The 18,467-nt window shown below is 72.9% G+C and carries 18 protein-coding genes; 11 read left to right on the forward strand and 7 right to left on the reverse strand.

The genetic code is table 11. The features are described from left to right. Nucleotides 1-537 precede the first annotated feature (537 nt). Nucleotides 538-1,227, reverse strand: a complete 690-nt coding sequence (locus PIJ49_RS02660) for a metal-dependent transcriptional regulator (RefSeq protein ID WP_271825663.1) — start codon at nt 1,225-1,227, stop codon at nt 538-540. A gap of 84 nt (nt 1,228-1,311) precedes the next feature. Here PIJ49_RS02660 and PIJ49_RS02665 point away from each other — a divergent pair, with 84 nt between their 5' ends. The 5 genes from PIJ49_RS02665 (at nt 1,312) to PIJ49_RS02685 (ending at nt 7,600) form a co-directional block, all read left to right on the forward strand. Further along, nucleotides 1,312-2,193, forward strand: coding sequence for a CPBP family intramembrane glutamic endopeptidase (locus tag PIJ49_RS02665; protein WP_271825666.1), 882 nt, complete (start codon nt 1,312-1,314; stop codon nt 2,191-2,193). A 237-nt stretch (nt 2,194-2,430) separates the two neighbouring features. After that, nucleotides 2,431-4,206, forward strand: a complete 1,776-nt coding sequence (locus PIJ49_RS02670) for a phosphatase PAP2 family protein (RefSeq protein ID WP_271825667.1) — start codon at nt 2,431-2,433, stop codon at nt 4,204-4,206. Nucleotides 4,207-4,350: 144 nt separating this feature from the next. Continuing rightward, nucleotides 4,351-5,226, forward strand: a complete 876-nt coding sequence (locus PIJ49_RS02675) for a L,D-transpeptidase (protein ID WP_271825670.1) — start codon at nt 4,351-4,353, stop codon at nt 5,224-5,226. Between the two features lie 29 nt (nt 5,227-5,255). After that, entirely contained in the window at nt 5,256-6,152 is an 897-nt protein-coding gene (locus PIJ49_RS02680) for a UbiA family prenyltransferase (protein ID WP_209684098.1), read from the forward strand. Then, nucleotides 6,149-7,600, forward strand: a complete 1,452-nt coding sequence (locus PIJ49_RS02685; protein ID WP_271825673.1) for a phytoene desaturase family protein — start codon at nt 6,149-6,151, stop codon at nt 7,598-7,600. Before PIJ49_RS02680 ends, PIJ49_RS02685 begins: the two co-directional genes overlap by 4 nt. Before the next feature lie 19 nt (nt 7,601-7,619). Here the strand turns inward: PIJ49_RS02685 and PIJ49_RS02690 are convergent, their stop codons facing one another. After that, nucleotides 7,620-8,417: an HAD-IIA family hydrolase gene (locus PIJ49_RS02690; RefSeq protein ID WP_058730132.1), complete on the reverse strand. Its 798-nt coding sequence runs from the start codon at nt 8,415-8,417 to the stop codon at nt 7,620-7,622. A gap of 137 nt (nt 8,418-8,554) precedes the next feature. Here PIJ49_RS02690 and PIJ49_RS02695 point away from each other — a divergent pair, with 137 nt between their 5' ends. The 4 genes from PIJ49_RS02695 to PIJ49_RS02710 all read left to right on the forward strand — a co-directional run bounded on the left by PIJ49_RS02695 (nt 8,555) and on the right by PIJ49_RS02710 (nt 11,293). Then, a complete protein-coding gene (locus tag PIJ49_RS02695; RefSeq protein ID WP_271825677.1) occupies nt 8,555-9,301 on the forward strand; it encodes a TetR/AcrR family transcriptional regulator in 747 nt (248 codons plus the stop codon). Next, nucleotides 9,298-10,164: a DUF3592 domain-containing protein gene (locus tag PIJ49_RS02700; protein WP_066652048.1), complete on the forward strand. Its 867-nt coding sequence runs from the start codon at nt 9,298-9,300 to the stop codon at nt 10,162-10,164. The genes PIJ49_RS02695 and PIJ49_RS02700 overlap by 4 nt, the downstream gene beginning before the upstream one ends. 58 nt (nt 10,165-10,222) lie before the next feature. Next, complete coding sequence (locus tag PIJ49_RS02705) at nt 10,223-10,534, forward strand: DUF4190 domain-containing protein (protein WP_066652049.1); 312 nt, start codon at nt 10,223-10,225, stop codon at nt 10,532-10,534. A gap of 87 nt (nt 10,535-10,621) precedes the next feature. Next, entirely contained in the window at nt 10,622-11,293 is a 672-nt protein-coding gene (locus PIJ49_RS02710; RefSeq protein ID WP_442854643.1) for a TrmH family RNA methyltransferase, read from the forward strand. A gap of 166 nt (nt 11,294-11,459) precedes the next feature. Here PIJ49_RS02710 and PIJ49_RS02715 read toward each other — a convergent pair whose 3' ends face one another. The 4 genes from PIJ49_RS02715 to glgA form a co-directional block, all read right to left on the reverse strand. Beyond that, the gene (locus tag PIJ49_RS02715; protein ID WP_271825680.1) at nt 11,460-12,479 is read right to left on the reverse strand and encodes a LacI family DNA-binding transcriptional regulator; all 1,020 of its coding nucleotides are present in this window, start codon (nt 12,477-12,479) and stop codon (nt 11,460-11,462) included. A 488-nt stretch (nt 12,480-12,967) separates the two neighbouring features. Next, nucleotides 12,968-13,216, reverse strand: coding sequence for a type B 50S ribosomal protein L31 (locus PIJ49_RS02720; protein WP_022905175.1), 249 nt, complete (start codon nt 13,214-13,216; stop codon nt 12,968-12,970). 136 nt (nt 13,217-13,352) lie between these two features. Beyond that, nucleotides 13,353-14,135, reverse strand: a complete 783-nt coding sequence (locus PIJ49_RS02725) for an ABC transporter ATP-binding protein (RefSeq protein ID WP_066654391.1) — start codon at nt 14,133-14,135, stop codon at nt 13,353-13,355. A gap of 9 nt (nt 14,136-14,144) precedes the next feature. After that, complete coding sequence (gene glgA / locus PIJ49_RS02730) at nt 14,145-15,344, reverse strand: glycogen synthase (RefSeq protein ID WP_066654393.1); 1,200 nt, start codon at nt 15,342-15,344, stop codon at nt 14,145-14,147. A 47-nt stretch (nt 15,345-15,391) separates the two neighbouring features. On the opposite strand from glgA, the gene glgC reads away from it, so the two are divergent. Next, nucleotides 15,392-16,633 carry a glucose-1-phosphate adenylyltransferase gene (glgC, locus tag PIJ49_RS02735; protein WP_209682509.1) on the forward strand — a complete coding sequence of 414 codons (1,242 nt, stop codon included), beginning with the start codon at nt 15,392-15,394 and terminating at the stop codon, nt 16,631-16,633. A gap of 213 nt (nt 16,634-16,846) precedes the next feature. After that, a complete protein-coding gene (serB, locus tag PIJ49_RS02740; protein WP_271825682.1) occupies nt 16,847-17,485 on the forward strand; it encodes a phosphoserine phosphatase SerB in 639 nt (212 codons plus the stop codon). 124 nt (nt 17,486-17,609) lie between these two features. Here serB and fabG read toward each other — a convergent pair whose 3' ends face one another. Then, a complete protein-coding gene (gene fabG / locus PIJ49_RS02745; RefSeq protein ID WP_066654398.1) occupies nt 17,610-18,323 on the reverse strand; it encodes a 3-oxoacyl-ACP reductase FabG in 714 nt (237 codons plus the stop codon). Nucleotides 18,324-18,467 lie beyond the last annotated feature (144 nt).

The following is an 18,467-nucleotide window of genomic DNA, read 5'->3' on the forward strand; positions in this document are numbered from 1 at the left end:
CGGTTCCGGTCGCATGACGTGCCGCCGGCGGCCGTTCCGGTCGCACGACGTGCCGTCGGCGATCGTTCAGGTCGCAGGACGCGCCGTCGGCGGCGGAGGTGAGCGGCATGTCGTGCGACGGGAATCGTGGGACGGGAGGCTCGGGGCGGGCTGGCACCGGGCCTCCCGTCCGATGGGCGCGCCGGCGGTTCCGGTCGCACGACCTGCCGTCGGCGGCCGTTCCGGTCGCACGACGTGCCGTCGGCGGCGGTTCCGGTCGCATGACGTGCCGTCGGCGGCCGTTCCGGTCGCACGACGTGCCGTCGGCGGCGGAGGTGAGCGGCATGTCGTGCGACGGGAATCGTGGGACGGGAGGCTCGCGGCGGGCTGGCATCGGGCCTCCCGTCCGTTCGTGGGCACCAGCCGCATCGAACGGGCAGGACGTGCCGCGCGCGTCCCGTCGGGCGGGCAGGATCCGTCGGCAGGAGCCGCCGAGTGTGACAGGAAGTGCCCGCTCGGCGAGCGGGCGGCGGGCGGCCGCGGCCCCGGCCGCTGGCGTCAGTCGGCGTCGGGGGTGAGCCAGATGGCCGAGGCGGCGGCGGCCGGCAGGTCGACGAGGGACTCCTCGCCGTCGGGAGCCCGCCGGCTGACGGCGATCACACCCGCGTAGTCGCGGACCCGCTCGACGCGCAGGTGCGTGCCCAGTGCGACCCCGAGCTCGTCGAAGTACCGGAGCAGGGCCGGGTCGTCGTCGGACACCCGGTCCACGACCCCGCAGGCACCGGGTTCGACCGAGCCGAGCAGCGTGCCCGCCGACGACGGGACCGAGCCGTCCGTCGCCGGGATCGGGTCACCGTGCGGGTCGTGCGTCGGGTGGCCGAGGTCGGCGTCGACCCGCTCGAGGAACGTCTCGGACACCGCGTGCTCGAGCGCCTCGGCCTCGGTGTGGACCTCGTCCCACGAGTAGCCGAGCCGCTGCACCAGGTACGTCTCGATGAGCCGGTGGCGACGGACCATCGCCACGGCGACCTGCTGCCCGAGCGGGGTGAGCACGACGCCGTAGTAGGGGGTGTGCTCGATGAGGCCGTCGCGGTCGAGCTTGCGGAGGTTCCCCGACACCGTCGACGCCGAGACCCCGAGGGCCGCCGCGATGTCCCGCGTCGCGAGCCCCTCGCCGCCGCGCTCGGTCGACTTCCACACGAGCTTCACGTAGTCCTCCGCCATGACGGACAGGGAGGGCAGGCGCATCACGACACCGCCGTGGTGCAGTGTCCGCTCCGGGCCATGACGGACAGGGAGGGCAGGCGCATGCGTCAATGGTACAAACGGCGGGTGACCACCACCGCACCCGTCCGACGTCGTCGCTGGCCGGTGCCCCCGTCGCTCCTGCTCGGCCTCGCGCCGCTCGTCGCCTTCGCGGCCGTCAGCGCCTGGCGCTCGCGGCCGAGCGACGACTACAGCACGCTCGGGCAGACCGTCGAGGGCGTCCTCGGGGCACTCGTGGTGCCGGAGGGCATCGCGGTGTTCGTGCTCTGCGTCTACGTCACCGCGCTGGGCTGGTGGCCGATCGCGACCACCGACCGTCGTCGGACGGCACTCCGGTGGACGCTCACGGCCCCGGCGTTGATCGCAGCCGTGTGCGTCGCCCGGCTCCCGCTCGTCGAGTGGGGCGCCCAGCCGGTGCGGTACTTCCTGCTGCTCGCGGTCGGGGTCCTCCTCGTGGGGGTGTTCGAGGAGCTGCTCACCCGCGGCGTGCTGCTCGTCGGGCTCCGGCGGCGGCTGCCCGAGTTCGGCGTGTGGATCGCGTCGTGCGTGCTGTTCGGGCTGCTGCACTTCCTCAACGTCCTCGCCGGCGCTGGGGTCGGTGCGACCGTCGTGCAGGTCGTCTTCGCCGCGTCGTTCGGCTCGACGCTCTACCTCGCCCGCCGGCTCACCGGGAACCTGCTCGCGCCCGTGCTGCTGCACGCCTTCTGGGACTTCGGGTCGATCGCGGTGTCGGCCACCGTGCCGACGCAGGACCTGGTGCGGATGGTGCCCGTCGGGCTCCTCGGACTGTTCGCGTTCGCGGTGCTCGCCCTCGGGGTGGTCGCCGGCGGCGTGGTCGCATGGCGGGACGACCGGGGTCGCCGCCTGCTGCGCCGGTGGCGGTCGGTGCCGCCCGTCGGGGCGCCCGCGGTGCAGGGGGACGAGCCGCGCCTCCCGACCGCCGTCTGACCCGACCGTCCGCGCTCAGGTGCCGGGCCCGGCGGGTGCCGCCGGGCCGACTCGTCCACGAGGGCGACGGGCTGCGAATGCGCACAGCCTGCGGCCCGGTTCACCCCCGGGTGGGGGACCGTTCGCCGTCCGGCAACCACCCGTCCCTAGGTTCGCCCTGTTGCCACACCGGTACAACAGGAAGGGGCGTCGCCCCCGGGCGACCACCACCACATGCGCAGATCCACCGTCCGCGGCGTGACCGTCGCCACCGTCGCGACCGCACTCGTGCTCGGGTCACCGCTCGCCGCGCAGGCCGCGACGTACCCGAGCGACTCCACCAAGCCCGACCTGGTGTCGCTGCTCAGCGGGTACGACCAGTACTGGACGTCGAGCGGGAAGAACGACCTGCACGGCACCGTGGACGACCCGGTGACGCTGGCCAAGAACGACCAGCTTACGTCGTGGATCAACCAGCACGCGACGACGGCGCAACAGTTCCGGGCGCTGCAGGACGCCGAGTACGACAACGCGACGAACACCGCCTACGACCAGTCCTTCACCGTGTCGCAGGGGCTCGGCGAGACGCTGAGCAAGCTGTTCGTGCAGGGGCGCAACGACGGCGACCTGCCGCTCGTCGACGCGCTCATCAACTCGTCGAACGGTACGAGCGGCGCCTACGTCGGCACCGGCGACGCGAAGGCCCACTACAGCTACCCGCGGCCGTACCTGCCGACCGACACCGCGGCGACGCTGCCCGCCGGCGACGACACGGCCAGCTGCAACCCGGCGACCGTGAACGCGTCGTCGCTCGCCGCGAACCGCACCGGCACGGCCTGGGCGGACGCGAAGGGCAACCTCACGATCACGCGGGTGCCGGCCACGACCGACACCACGCACGAGTTCTCGCCGAACGACGTCGTGCTCGACGCCGGCTACGGCCAGAAGGGCATCTGCACCGGCGGCTCGTACCCGTCCGGGCACACCACCACGGCGTACCAGGCGGGCATCACCCTCGCCACGCTCGTGCCCGAACTCGCGCCGGAGATCCTCGCCCGCACGTCCGAGGCCGGCAACGACCGCATCGTCCTCGGCGTCCACTACCCGCTCGACATCATGGGTGGACGCATCGACGGCGAGGCCGCCCTCGCCGCCCGCTGGTCCGACACGCAGTACCGCACCGAGGTCCTCGAGCCGGCCCGCGCCCAGCTCACGGCGTACCTCGAGGCGACGTGCGGCGACACCCTCGCGAACTGCATCGCCGCGGAGCGGCCCTACACCGACGACCCCTACGGCGGCCAGGCGATGCCCGGCGGCACCGCGCAGGTCGTCACCGACCGGGCCTCGGCCGTGCAGGTCTACCGCGAGCGCATGACCTACGGCTTCGCGCAGACCGGCACCGCGGGTCTCGCCCCGTCGGTCCCCACCGGCGCGTCGAACCTGCTCCTGTCGACCTTCCCGACCCTGACCGACGCGCAGCGCACGCAGGTGCTCGCGCAGACCGAGATCGCCTCGGGTCACCCCCTCGACCAGTCCGGCTCCGCGAACGGCTCGTGGGAGCGGCTCGACCTCGCGGCCGCGACGAGCGCGACCGTCGCCGTCGGCGCGGACGGCACCGCGACGGTCGTCTCGACCGGTGGGCAGGCCCGCGTCGTCTCCGGCGTGCTGACCGCCCCCGAGGGCACCTCCGTGCAGGCCGGGAAGACGATCGCCCTCGCCGGCACCGGACTCCCCGCCGGCGCCACCCTGCAGGTCGTCCTGCGGTCCGACCCGGTCACGGTCGGCACGCTCACGGTCGGTCCGGACGGCACCGCGACCGGCTCGGTCGTGATCCCCGCGGACGCTCCGGTCGGCGCGCACACGCTCGACCTCGTCGACGCGTCGGGCGTCTCGGTGCTCGTGACGCCGCTCGCGATCACCGTGACCGCGGCGTCGAACGCGGGCGGCTCGACCGGCGGCGCGGGCACGTCGGGCGGCACCGGCGCCACCGGGACCGTCCCCGCCGGCGTGCACCTGCCGGTCGTCAGCGGCTGACCCACCGGACGGGAGGCGCGGGACCGGCCCGCCCCGTGCCTCCCGTCCGCACCCACCCGACGGGAGGCGCGGGACCGGCCCGCCCCGCGCCTCCCGTCCGCCGCCCCTGACCGCTCACCCCCCCTCGCACCACCGGAGGCCCCCGTGCCGTACCCCAAGACCTGGACCACCGTCGGCATCGCCGCCGTCGTGGTCGCCGCCGCCGCGATCGCCGTCCCGGTGCTGACCGGCGCGACCGGCGGTGACGCCGTCCCCGCCGCGGCGGACCGCACCCCCACGGCCACGGCGCGCACGGCGCCGAGCGTCCCCGACGTCGCCGCAGCGGCGCTCGCCGCGCTGCCCGAAGCGCGCTACTCGGCCGTGGTCGGCGGCCTGCTGCCCGTCGACCGGACGGTGTCGTCCGCCGAGGTCTTCCACCTCCGCACCGACGCACCGCTCTTCGGGTCCGATCGGCAGCGCCCTGTCGCGCGCTTCGCGGCCACCGACTTCCTCGGCCAGTCGACGACGGTCGTGGGACTGCGGCACGAGGGGGACTGGGAGCTCGTCCTCACGCCGGCGCGTCGGGAGCTGCCCTCGGCGGCCGACGGACACGCGGCCGCGCAGACGGCCGCGTGGATGCCGCGGACGGCACTCGTGCAGCAGGTGACACCGACGTCGCACGTGGTCATCTCGACGGCCGACCAGACCGTGTCCATCAAGTCCTCGTCCGGACGGGTCACCCGGAGCTTCCCCGCGGGGGTGGGCACCTCCGACACCCCGACGCCGACCGGCGTGACGGGGTACCTGGAGCAGCGGTACGTCGACCCCTCGCAAGGGACGGGCGACCACGCGATCCAGCTGACGTCGCTGCACTCGAGCGCAGCCGACGAACCGTACGGCGGTTCGGACGGCGGGCTCATCGGCCTGCACTGGAACGCGGCGGCCTCGGGGGCGGTGTCCCACGGGTGCGTGCGGCTCTCCGCGGAGGGGGTCGCGGCGCTCGACGCCCTGCCGCTCGGGACGCTCGTGACGGTGGAGTAGCACGGGCGCCGCCGGGTACGCTCGGGCCGGTGACCGACGGGACCGGACAGTTGCCCAGGACCCTGCGGTCCGGGGCCGGTGCGACCGTGCGCCGACTGGTGCACGTCTCGCGTCCGGTCCTGTGGATCAACACGATCGGCTCGGGGCTGGTCGCCGTGTGGCTCACCGGAGCGCTGTTCGACCTTCGGGCGCTGCCGATCCTGATCTGGCTGACGCTGCCGTTCAACCTGCTCATCTACGGCGTCAACGACGTCTTCGACCAGGACACCGATGCGACGAACCCCCGCAAGGGGTCCATCGAGGGTGCCAGGATCCGGCAGTCGGAGGTCCGACTCATCGTCTGGGCGGTCGCCGTGGTCAACGTGCCGTTCCTCGTCGCGTTCCTGTTGACGCTGCCGCCGCTCGCGAACGCCGCGATCCTGCTCTACGCGGTCGTCTTCGTCTGCTACTCCGCGCCACCGGTGCGCTTCAAGGCGCGGCCGTACCTCGACTCGCTGAGCAACGCGGCGTACGCGCTGCCGCTGGTCATCGTGCCGTTCGCCCTCGAGGAGGAGCCGACGTGGCCCGCCGCGCTGGGACTGATGGCCTGGAGCGTCGCCAAGCACGCCTTCGACGCCGTGCAGGACATCGTCGAGGACCGTGACGCGGGCATCACCACGACCGCGGTCCGGCTCGGACCCCGGGGGACCGCGCTGTGGAGCGGCGCCTGGTGGGTGGTGTCGACGGTGTTGTTCGCGGTGGTGAGCATCCCGGTGGCCGCCGTCAACCTGCTCATCGCCGGCGTCCTCGTCGTGTGCCTGCTGCGCGCCCCGTCGCCGGAGACCGGTCACCGCCTGTACCGCCTGTCGGTCGCCTTCCCGTACATCGCGGGGTCCTTCGCCGGGGTGCTGCTCCTGGTGTCCATCGTGCTCGGAGGTGCCCGGTGAGTCGTGTCGTCGTCGTCGGAGGTGGGATCGGTGGCCTCACCGCCGCCGCCCTGCTCGCCCGTGCCGGGCACCGTGTGACCCTGCTCGAGGCGTCGGACCGGCTCGGGGGCAAGAGCCGTCGCATCCAGCTCGGGGCGGACCGGATCGACACCGGGCCGTCGCTCGTCACCTTCCCGGCGGTGTGGGACGAGCTGCTGCGGCGACTCGGCGGACGTTCCGGCGAGGACGGGCACCTCGACCTGGTGCGCATGCCGGAGGTCGGCCGGTACTTCCACGGCGGCGAGGAGACCGCGCTCCCGGTGGCGCCCGACCACCCCTGGTACCCGGCGTGGCGACGCTTCGCCGACCTGCACGCGCCGCTCGCCGACGACGTCACGCGGCTCCTGCTCGCCGACCCGCTCGACCGCTCGGCCCTGCCGGCCGTCCGTCGCCTGCTCTCCGTGTACGGCTCGCGGCTCACCACGCGTGCGTACCTCGACGGCCTGGCGTGGCTGCCGGACGGGCTGCGCGAGATCATCGCGATCCACACCCTCAACGCAGGGGTCTCACCCGCACGCACCCCCGCGCTCTACGCGAGCATGCCGGCGATCATGGCGGAGACCGGCGCGTGGGTGCCCCGCGGCGGCGTCTACGAGGTCGTGCTCGCGCTGCAGCGACTCGCCGAGGCCGCCGGCGTCGAGGTCCGCACCGGCGAGGCCGTCACCCGCATCGCGCGCGGCGGCGTCACCACCGAGGCCGCACATCACCCCGCCGACCTGGTCGTCAGCGCCCTCGACGCCGACCGACTCGCCGCGCTGACCCGTCCGTCCGGTCCGTCCGCGATGTCCGCGATGTTCGCGCTGCCCCGCCCGCGCTCCCGCCCCCGCCCCCGCCCCCGGGCCCTGTCCTGCTCCGCCGTCGCGCTCTACGGCGTGCTGCGCGAGGAGCTGCCCGAGGGCCTCGCGACGCACAGCGTGGTGCTGCCGACGAAGCCGGACGCACTGCACCGGAGCCTCGAGGCGGGCGACGAGCCGGCGGACACGATGGTGTTCGTCAACCACTACCGCGCCGGCGAGCTCTCCCCGAACCCGCACGGCACCGTGGGCGTGCTGCTGACCGCACCCGCGGACGGGGCGCACTACGAGATCGACCACCCCTTCGTGCGGCGGGAGGTCGACCGGGTGTCGGCAGCGCTGGGCCTCGACCGACCGATCACCGACCTGCTCGACGACCACGTGGTCCTCGACCCGCAGTACTACGGCACCGGGGGAGAACCGCGCGGGGCGCTCTACGGGGCGGCCCGTCCGCCGTGGCAGAGCGGGCCGTTCCACCGCCCCTCGTACAACGACCGCTGGCGGCCGTGGCTGTGGCGGGTGGGGGCGTCGGTGCACCCCGGCGGCGGGATCCCGGCCGTCGTGGGCGGAGCGATGATCGCGACGGAGCGGCTGCTCCGGGCGAACCCGGTCTGAGCGCGCCTTCGCGCCCTCGCTAGAGCTCGACCTCGATCGGCTCCGCGCGGACGAGCTCGTGCACGCCGGCGATGACCTCGCTCGGGCGGAACGGGTACCGGTCGATCTCGGCCTGGTCGCTGATGCCGGTCATCACCAGGACGGTGTGGAGCCCGGCCTCGATGCCCGCCTGCACGTCGGTGTCCATGCGGTCGCCGATCATGCCCGTGTTCTCGGAGTGGGCCCCGATGCGGTTCATCGCCGAGCGGAACATCATCGGGTTCGGCTTGCCGACGACGTACGGCTGCTTCCCGGTGGCCTTCTCGATCATCGCGGCGATGGCCCCGGTCGCCGGCAGGACCCCCTCGGCACTGGGCCCGGTGGCGTCGGGGTTCGTCACGATGAACCGGGCGCCGTCGCGGATGAGCCGGACGGCCTTGGTGATCGCCTCGAACGAGTAGTTGCGGGTCTCACCGACGACGACGTAGTCGGGCGCGGTCTCGGTCATGATGAAGCCGGCCTCGTGCAGCGCCGTCGTCATGCCGGCCTCGCCGATCACGAACGCGGAGCCCCCCGGCATCTGCGAGCGGCAGAAGTCCGCCGTGGCGAGCGCCGACGTCCAGATGCGCTCCTCGGGGACCTCGAGACCCGACCACCGCAGCCGGGCGCTGAGGTCACGCGGCGTGAAGATCGAGTTGTTCGTCAGGACGAGGAACTCGGTCCCTTCGTCCAGCCACTGCTGGATGAGCTCGGGAGCGCCCGGCAGGGCCTGGTTCTCGTGGACGAGCACGCCGTCCATGTCGGTCAGCCAGCACTCGACTTCGTCGCGGGTCGCCATGGGCCCAGCGTACCGGGGCCGCCGCTCGCCGGACCCGGTGGTCACCCGGCTGTGAGGACTGGCCGACCGGACACCGACCGGCGTTCGGCTTTGGGCTACGATTTTCGGGACACGTACCGGATCAAGGAGGCCTCCCCGTGCTCGTCGACCCCGGCAATCCGACCGCGCAGCCGCGCACCACGACCGACGACCGTACCGGCGCGGGAGCGGCCGACGCCCCCACCGGGACGACGCCGGCGGCCGACACCGCCGCCGCACCCCGCCGTCGCCGTGGTCGCCCCAACGTCCTGAGCCGACAGCAGGTGGTCGACGCCGCCACCGCCATCGCCAACGAGGAGGGCCTCGACCGCCTCTCCTTCCGCGCCCTCGGCGCGAAGCTCGGCGTCGCACCGATGACCGTGCACCGGACGATCGGCGGCCTCGACGACCTGCACGCCGAGCTCGTCCGTCGCACCGTCGACGAGTTCACGGCCACCTTCGTCTGGCCGGACGACTGGCGCTCGGTCGTCCACGTCTTCGCCTGCACCTTCCGCGACCTCATGCGCACCCACCCCCTCGTGCTCGAGTCGCACAGCCAGCGCGCCCCGCTCGCCTCCACCGAGTCCGACGCCGTCGTGGCGAAGGTCGTCGGGGCGCTGCAGCAGGCGGGTCTGCCGGAGCGCGAGGCCATGTACGCGTTCTTCGTGGTCTACGACTTCGTCGTCGGGCACGCCGGCGTGCAGGTCGGCCGCGGCGACTCCGAGGCGGGACGTCCGGAGCGGCACCGCGTGGTCGGGGAGATCCTCGGCGAGCACTCGTACGACGACCGCTTCGCCCTGGGCCTCGAGATCATCACCGCCGGCATCGAGGCCCGCGTCCGCACGCACGGCACCACCGCGTCGTGAGCACGGTCGACCCGCAGCAGGCGCGCCGCGAACGCGAGGCCCGGTACCGCGGCTCGACCACCGCCCTGACGATGACCGTCGTCGGTGCACTGCTGGTCGTCGCCGCGGGGGTGATCGGTGGACTCGCGGTGTCGGACTTCGTCCTGCGCTTCCGGATGATGACGGTCAACAGCATCTTCTCCGACAGCCCCGACCCGGAGACGCACCTGTGGGCGGCCCCGAGCGCGGTCGTCGGCACCCTGGTGGCCGTCGGCGTGTACACGCGGTGGAACCACCGGTGGTCCGGGCGCACCACCGACCTGGTCGGGCTCGGGCCGCTGCCGCTCTGGCTCGTCGGTGCCACCGCGTGCACCTGGTGGGCCACGACCACGCAGTGGCCCGCACCGGACCGCGTCGGCGTGGCCGTGGACCCGACGTTCGGGCACGACGAGACGTGGGGCGTCGGCAGCTGGATCCTGTACACCGCCGTGTGGTGGCTGCCGGGGCTCCTCACCGTCGTGACCGTCCTCGCGCTCGTGGCCGGCGGTGCCACGCGGATCGGCCGAGGGAACCGGCGCGCCCGGCTCACGGACGTGCTGGCGAACGGCCGCCGCACCACGGGCGAGGTCACCGCGATCAGCGGTGGCACGACCCCGGACGCGTCGCGCACGCTGCTGCGGTGGACCTTCTCGTTCGTGGACCTGCACGGCGTCCGGCGCTGGGTCGAGCGGACCGAGGGCTTCACCCACGGCACCGCTCCGGTGCTCGGTGGGACGGTGACCGTGCTCCACGACCCGGCCCGCCCCGGCGACCGCAAGCGCATCTTCACGACGACCGGCAGCGGTGACGACCCCGAGGACTTCCTGCGCCCCGGCACGACCTGAGGCCGGACGAAGATTGGCACTTCTCCACGAAAACGCGGCGCTCCTAGGCTCGTCAGCCGTGTCAGAACAGAACGTCCAGCCCCAGCAGCACCCGTACCAGCCGTACGCAACGGCGCCGGCCGCCCCGCAGCGCACGAACACCCTCGCGATCATCGCGCTCGTGGCGGCGTTCGTCGCGCCGATCGTCGGGTTCGTCCTCGGCTTCGTCGCGATGTCCCAGGCGAAGAAGCGTGACGAGGGCGGCCGTGGCCTGGCGCTCGCCGCGGTGATCGTCGGCGGGGTGATCACGGTCTTCTACGCCGTGCTCTTCATCGCGCTCGTCGCGGTCGCGATGTCCGAGCCGTCGGTCACGTACCCGACGTCGTACTGACCGTCGGCTGACGGCGGTCGCCGGACGGGAGGCGCGGGGCACGCGCCCTACGCTGGTCACGTGACCGAGCGCCTCCCGTCCGACCCCCTGGTCCCGTCGACGGGGCCGGCGCAGCCGGACGGTCCCACGCTGCCACCGACCCACGAGGCCACGACCAACGGCGTCGGGCCGCACCCCGAGCCCTGGCCGGAGGACCCCCGGCTCGACCCGGAGCTGCTCGCCGCCGGGGACACCCGCAACGTCGTCGACCGCTTCCGGTACTGGTCGATGGACGCCATCGTCGCCGAGCTCGACACCCGCAGACACGCCTTCGACGTCGCGATCGAGAACTGGCAGCACGACCTCAACATCGGGTCGATCGTGCGGAGTGCGAACGCGTTCCTCGCCGGCACCGTGCACGTCATCGGTCGGCGGCGCTGGAACAAGCGCGGGGCGATGGTCACCGACCGGTACCAGCACGTGCGGTACCACCCGGACGTCGCGGCGTTCCTGGCTGCGATGCACGAGGAGGGACGACCGGTCGTCGCGATCGACAACACCCCGGGTGCCGAGCGCATCGAGACCGCGGCGATCCCGGAGCGCTGCGTGTTCCTGTTCGGGCAGGAGGGACCCGGGCTCACCGACGAGGCCGTCGCGGGTGCGGACGCCCACCTCGAGATCACGCAGTTCGGGTCGACGCGGAGCATCAACGCCTCGGCCGCGGCGGCGATCGTCATGCACGCCTGGGTCGTCCAGCACGCGGTCCTGCCCACGGACTGACGCGCTCGCCGCTGGGCCGCGGGGCCGCCGGGCCGCCGGGGCCGCCGGGCCGGCGGGGCTGCGCACGAGACTCGGCTCCGCGGACACGTTCGCGACGCCGGGGCCGCGAACGTGTCCGCTCAGACGAGTCTCGTGCGCGCGGGCGGCGCGGGCGGGCTTGCTCGCGTCAGCGCGGAGCGGTCGTGCGGCGGGCGACGAGCCGGGGCTCGACCAGGGTCTCCTGCGCCGGAGCGGTCGGGTCGGCGATCCGGGCGAGCAGGCGCTCCCCGGCGCCACGGCCGATCTCCACGCTGCGGTCGTCGATGCTCGTCAGGCCGACGTAGGACGACGCCGCGAGCGGGGTGTCGTCGTAGCCCATCACCGACACGTCCTCGGGGACGCGCAAGCCCCGGGCGGCGAGCCCCGACATCGCACCGAGCGCCATGACGTCGTTCGCGGCGAACACCGCGGTGACGTCGGGGTGGGCGTCGAGCAGGTGCCCGACGGCCTCGGCGCCGGCCTCCTCGGTGGGTTCCACGGGCATGACGTGGGTGGCGAGCCAGGCGGGCGACGTGGCGGAGGTGATCCGTGCCTCCAGGCCGGTGAGCCGCTCCGCGGACGCAGCCGAGCGCCCGCCGACGAAGCCGATGCGCGTGTGGCCGAGCGCGAGCAGGTGCTCGGCGGCCATCCGACCACCGGCGCGGTCGTCGTTCGCGACGGTGTCGGCGCGGGGCAGCACCGCACGACCGCCGGCGACGACGACGGGCATGCTCGCCGGGATCGCGAGGTCGGTGTCGGGCTCGCCGGCGATGACGATGCCCTCGACGCGCATGGACAGGAAACCCTCGACGGGTGAGGCGTCGAGCCCGGTGTTGAGGAAGCGGTCGGCGACGACGAGGCGGTGCCCCTGGTCCTGCAGCGCCTCGCGCAGGCCGGTGAGCAGGTCGACGAACCACTGGTTGCGGAAGTCGTCGAGGACGACGCCGATCGTGCGGCTGCGGGTGCCGGCGAGGGACACGGCCGCGGTGCTCGGGCGGTAGTCGAGTTCCTGGATGGCCCGCAGGACGGCCTCGCGGCGCTGGTCGCTGACCTTCGGGGACCGCTGGAGCACGAGCGAGACGAGGGACTTCGAGACCCCTGCGCGGGCGGCGACGTCGTAGATGGTCGCCGGTTTGCCGTCTGCGGTGGCGGACCTGCCGTCTCCCATGATCTCCCTCGACCCGTCGTGGTGTCCCTCGATCGTAGCGGCCCCGACTCGAGCGGTTGTCAGGACATGGTGCGCCACCGGGGGTGGGGTGCGGTGGGGCGGGCGCGGGGTGTCCGGCGTGCTCGCGGGGCGGAGGTGGCGCGGAGGCGGCGTGTGGTGCTGGGTGCTCGCGCACCACCGGAAGCACGTCGCGCCACGGAACCGCGTGGCGCGACGTGCTTCTCGTTGTGCTGACGGCCGAGCCGCCCCGAGCGCCGAGCGCCGCCCGCGCCGCGCCCGCGCCGCCCGTGCACTGTCGTGCCCCGTCCCGGATGCTGCGCCCCGGTGTGCCGGGGCACAGCATCCGCAGCAGGGCGCGTCTCGCGTTCTCACCGATCACAGCGCGCCGTACCCGGACCCGGCGCCCCACCCCCGGCAGCACCGTCCGGGCAACGCAGAACGGGCGGCCCTCCCGAAGGAGGGCCGCCCGTCCGAGCGCGAACGCAGACTTACTTGCTGAAGCCCTTGAAGCGCTGGTTGAACTTCTCGACGCGACCGGCCGAGTCGAGGATGCGCTGCTTGCCCGTGTAGAACGGGTGCGACGCCGACGAGATCTCGACGTCGATGACCGGGTAGGTCGCACCGTCGAGCTCGATGGTCTTGTCGCTGGTCGCGGTCGAACGCGTCAGGAACGTCTCACCGGAGGCCAGGTCGCGGAAGACGATGGCGTTGTACTCGGGGTGGGTGTCGGTCTTCATGGAGATTCCTCGGTTGGAGATGGTGGGAGATGCGCGGACGGCCGGTTCGAGCGGACTCGATCGGGACCCCCGCGCGGGAAGTCTGCGGCGTGCGCCAGCCGTCCACGTTACCAGACGACGGGCAGGATCGGGAGCGTCAGGCCGCGCGCGCCGTGTACCGACCGGCGTCCTTCGACACGGTCAGCTCCACGCCGAAGGCCTGGGACAGCGTGGGAGCCGTCAGGACCTCGTCGATGGGGCCGGCGGCCTGGATCCCACCGTCGGCGAGCACGAGGGCGTGCGTGAAGCCCTCGGGGATCTCCTCCACGTGGTGGGTGACGATGACGATCGCCGGCGAGTCGCTGCTCTGCGCGTAGCCGCCGAGCGTGCGCACCAGGCTCTCGCGCGCACCGAGGTCGAGCGACGCAGCCGGCTCGTCGAGGAACAGCACCTCGGGATCGGTCATCACGGCGCGCGCGATCTGCACGCGCTTCTGCTCGCCGTCGCTCAGCTCACCGAACGTGCGGTCGGTGAAGTCACCGAGGCCCCACTCGTCGAGCACACGCTGGGCGCGGCGGACGTCGAGCTCCTCGTACTCCTCGTTCCAGCGACCGGTGACCGAGTACGCGGCGGTGAGCACGACGTCGACGACCTTCTCGGTCACCGGGATCCGGCGGGCGAGGGCGGTCGACGCGAAGCCGATGCGCGGACGCAGCTCGAACAGGTCCGCGCCGCCGAGCTCGGTGCCGAGCACCTCGACACTGCCCGACGTCGGGAACGTCTGGGCACCGGCCACCTGCAGTAGCGTGGTCTTGCCGGCGCCGTTGGCACCGAGCACCACCCAGCGTTCGTCGTCCTGCACCTCCCACGAGATCCCGTCGAGGATGGTGGCCCCGTTGCGGACCACGGAGACGTCTGACAAGCGCACGACCGAGGGCATGGCTCCAGCCTACGGCTTCCGGGCGAGCACCTCGTCGTAGACCTGCCGCGTGCGGTGCGCGATCGCGTCCCACGTGAACTCGCTCTCGACGCGGAGGCGTCCTGCGCGTCCCATGAGCTTGGCGAGCCCCTCGTCGGCCAGGACCTCGTCCAGCGTCCGGGCGAGGTCGGCCACGAAGCGGTCCGGGTCGTTCGGCGTGCCGGTGCCGTCCTGTGCCTGGTCGATCGGGACGATGCGCCCGGTCAGCCCGTCGGCGACGACCTCGGGGATGCCGCCCGTGCGCGTGCCGACCACGGGGATGCCACAGGCCATGGCCTCGAGGTTGACGATGCCGAGCGGCTCGTAGATCGACGGGCAGACGAACACGGTCCCCGACGACAGGACGTTCACGACCTCCTGGTGGGAGAGCATCCGGTCGATCCAGACCACACCGTCGCGCTCCGCGCGCAGGGACTCGACGAGTCCGGTCACCTCGGCCATGATCTCCGGCGTGTCCGGAGCGCCCGCGCACAGCACGATCTGCACGTCCGACGGCAGCGACGCCACCGCGCGGAGCAGGTACGGCAGGCCCTTCTGCCGGGTGATCCGGCCGACGAACACGACCGAGCGGCGCGACGGGTCGATGCCGAGCGCGCGCACGGCGTCCTCGTCGACGGTCGGCTTCCACTCGTCGATGTCGATGCCGTTGTAGACGACGTGCACCTTCGCCGGGTCGATGGACGGGTAGGAGCGCAGGATGTCCGCCCGCATGGCCTTCGACACCGCGATCACGCCGTCGGCCTGCTCGAACGCCTCACGTTCCATCCAGCTCGACAGGCGGTAGCCGCCCCCGAGCTGCTCGGCCTTCCACGGGCGCAGTGGCTCGAGGCTGTGGGCCGTGACCACGTGCGGGATGCCGTGGGTGAGCTGCGCGATGCGCCCCGCGGCGTTGGCGTACCAGGTGTGGGAGTGCACCAGGTCGGCGCCCGCGACGTCGGCGGCGATGCGGACGTCGGTACCGAGCGCCTGGAGCGCGCCGTTCGCGTCCTCGAGGCCCTCGGGCGTGCGGTACGCCCACACGCCCTCCTCGTCACGGAACGCCCCGAAGGCGCGCACCCGGACGTCCGTGTCCGTCCCCGACCGCAGCGCAGCCGTGAGCTCGGCCACGTGGACACCCGCTCCGCCGTAGACCTCCGGCGGATACTCCCTGGTCAGTAGATCGACTCGCACGGACTCAACGTAACGGGTTCGCCGTCCGGACGCCTACTGTGAACCACATGGCACCAAAGAAGGTATTCGGCATCGTCCTCGCCGGCGGCGAGGGCAAGCGGCTCATGCCGCTCACGGCCGATCGCGCGAAGCCCGCCGTCCCGTTCGGCGGCAACTTCCGTCTCATCGACTTCGCGCTCTCCAACCTCGTGAACTCCGGGTTGCAGAAGATCGTCGTCCTGACCCAGTACAAGTCGCACAGCCTCGACCGTCACGTGGCCGAGACCTGGCGCATGGAGGGGCTCCTCGGGTCCTACGTCGCGTCGGTGCCGGCGCAGCAGCGACTCGGCAAGCGGTGGTTCGCCGGCTCGGCGGACGCGATCCTGCAGTCCCTCAACCTGCTCCGCGACGAGCGCCCGGACATCGTGGTCGTGGTCGGTGCGGACCACGTCTACCGGATGGACTTCCACCAGATGATCGAGGCGCACATCGCCTCCGGCCGCAGTGCCACGGTCGCGGCGATCCGGCAGCCGATCGGCCTCGCGGACCAGTTCGGCGTCATCCAGGTGGACCAGGACGACCCGACCAGGATCGACGCGTTCCTCGAGAAGCCGAAGGACGCCGTCGGCCTGGCCGACTCGCCGGACGAGATCCTCGCGTCGATGGGCAACTACGTGTTCAACGCCGACGCCCTCGTCGACGCGGTGCTCCGCGACGGCCAGATCGAGTCGAGCAAGCACGACATGGGCGGCGACATCGTCCCCGACTTCGTGGCCCGCGGCGACGCCGGCGTCTACGACCTGCAGCGCAACGACGTGCCCGGCTCGAACGACCGCGACCGGTACTACTGGCGCGACGTGGGGACGATCGACTCGTTCTTCGACGCCCACATGGACCTCATCGCGCCGGTCCCGGTCTTCAACCTGTACAACCAGGACTGGCCGATCTTCAACCAGCAGACGAACCTGCCGCCGGCGAAGTTCGTCCGCGACGCGAACGGCAACACCGGCTCGACGGTCGACTCGATCGTCGCGCTCGGGTGCCTGCTCTCCGGCGCCCAGGTGGAGCGCAGCGTCATCGGTCCGTGGTGCGGGATCGACTCGGGCGCGAAGGTCCTCGACTCCATCGTGTTCGAACGGGCGTCCATCGGCGCCGGGTCGGTCGTGAACCGCGCGATCCTCGACAAGGACGTGGTCATCGCGCCCGGTGCGCAGGTCGGCGTCGACCGCGAGACCGACGAGGCCCGCGGCTTCACCGTCACGGAGTCCGGCATCACGGTCGTCGGCAAGGGCGTCCGCGTCGAGGCCTAGTCCGGGACGGTCGCCGAGTCCGGGCTGCACCTACCGACGTCGGCAAGGGCGTCCGCGTCGAGGCTTAGTCCGGGACGGTTGCCGAGTCCGGGCTGCACCTACCGACGTCGGCAAGGGCGTCCGCGTCGAGGCCTGACCCCGCCGCACCGGCCTGGAGGCGCGGCTGACGTCACAGACGTCGGCCGCGCCTCCTGCTGTCGGTACCGTTGGTCCGTGCAACGCTTCCTCGTCGTCCTCGATGCCGACTCCACGCTGCTCGAGGACGAGGTCATCGAACTGCTCGCCGACCACGCCGGGACCCGGCCACAGGTGCAGGCGGTGACGGAGCGCGCCATGCGCGGCGAGATCGACTTCACCGAGAGCCTCCGGGAGCGGGTCGCGACCCTGGCGGGCCTCCAGGCCGACGTCTGCACCCGCGCGCAGCAGGCGGTCCGCGTCACGCGCGGAGCCGAGGAGCTCGTCCGGGGCGTCCACGCCGCAGGCGGCACGGTCGGCGTCGTGTCCGGCGGCTTCCACGAGGTGCTCGACCCCTTCGCCGCGCGCCTCGGCCTCGACCACTGCCGGGCGAACCGTCTCGAGGTGGTCGACGGCGTGCTCTCCGGTCGGGTGCTCGGTGACGTCGTCGACGCCGAGGCGAAGGCCGAGACCCTGCGTGCGTGGGCCGGGGCGGACGACGTCCCGCTGTCGCGCACGGTCGCGGTCGGCGACGGCGCCAACGACCTGGTCATGATGGGTGTCGCCGCCCTGGGCGTTGCCTTCGACGCGAAGCCGCTGGTGCGCGAGCGGGCGGACGTGGCGGTCGTCGACCGCGACCTGTCCGCGGTGCTCGCGACGCTGGGCCTGCGGGGCTGAGCCACACGCGCCGCGGAGCCGAGTCTCGCCTCCGCGGACACGTTCGCGGACTCCACGTCGCGAACGTGTCCGCCCAGCCGAGTCTCGAGGACGGTCCGAGCGGGCCGCCGGTCGGTGTCCGGGGCTAGTGCCCCATCCCGAGACCGCCGTCGACCGGGATCACCGCACCCGAGACGTACCCGGCACCGTCGCTCGCCAGGAAGAGCGTGGCGTCGGCGACGTCGTCGACCGTGCCGTAGCGCGCCGCCGGGATCTGCTTCTTGAACTCGGCCTGCAGCTCCTCGGGCAGGGCTGCGGTCATGTCGGTCTGGATGAACCCCGGCGCGACGACGTTGGCCGTGATGCCGCGCGACCCGAGCTCGCGCGTGATCGAGCGGGCCATGCCGACCAGGGCAGCCTTGGACGAGGCGTAGTTGACCTGACCGACCTGTCCGTAGGCGCCCACGACGCTCGACATGAGCACGATGCGGCCGAACTTCGCCTTCATCATCCCCTTGGTCGCGCGCTTGACGACCCGGAACGTGCCGGTCAGGTTCGTGTCGACGACGCTCGTGAAGTCCTCCTCGGACATGCGGAGCAGGAGCTGGTCGTTCGTGATGCCCGCGTTGGCGACGAGGACCTCGATCGGCCCGAGCTCGGCCTCGACCTGCGTGAAGGCCGCGTCGACCGAGGCGGAGTCGGTGATGTCCGCGGCGACGGTGAGCGCCCCCTCGGGTCCGCCCTGGCCGCTGCGGGAGGTCACGGCGACCCGGTGCCCGGCGGCGACGAAACGCGCTGCGAGGGCGTGCCCGATGCCGCGGTTGCCGCCGGTGATGAGGACGGTACGGGGGGTGGTCATGATCGCTCCGTTCGAGTGGTGGTGACGCGGTGTCCGCCGACCTGACGGCCGAGCCATGGGCCGCTGGACACGCCCGGACGAGCGTACCGGAGCCGTTCCCCGCAGCTGTCCCCCGCGCGGCGGGGCAACTGTCGGTGGTCCGGG

The sequence above is a fragment of the Curtobacterium uvaldense genome (assembly GCF_028307415.1).
Classification (GTDB): Bacteria; Actinomycetota; Actinomycetes; order Actinomycetales; family Microbacteriaceae; genus Curtobacterium.

Coding starts and splice junctions, on each gene's coding strand:
- PIJ49_RS02660 (WP_271825663.1), bottom strand. CDS start 1,227: ATGCGCCTGCCCTCCCTGTCCGTCATGGCGGAGGACTACGTGAAGCTC.
- PIJ49_RS02690 (WP_058730132.1), bottom strand. CDS start 8,417: ATGGCGACCCGCGACGAAGTCGAGTGCTGGCTGACCGACATGGACGGC.
- PIJ49_RS02715 (WP_271825680.1), bottom strand. CDS start 12,479: ATGGGAGACGGCAGGTCCGCCACCGCAGACGGCAAACCGGCGACCATC.
- PIJ49_RS02720 (WP_022905175.1), bottom strand. CDS start 13,216: ATGAAGACCGACACCCACCCCGAGTACAACGCCATCGTCTTCCGCGAC.
- PIJ49_RS02725 (WP_066654391.1), bottom strand. CDS start 14,135: ATGCCCTCGGTCGTGCGCTTGTCAGACGTCTCCGTGGTCCGCAACGGG.
- glgC (WP_209682509.1), top strand. CDS start 15,392: ATGGCACCAAAGAAGGTATTCGGCATCGTCCTCGCCGGCGGCGAGGGC.
- fabG (WP_066654398.1), bottom strand. CDS start 18,323: ATGACCACCCCCCGTACCGTCCTCATCACCGGCGGCAACCGCGGCATC.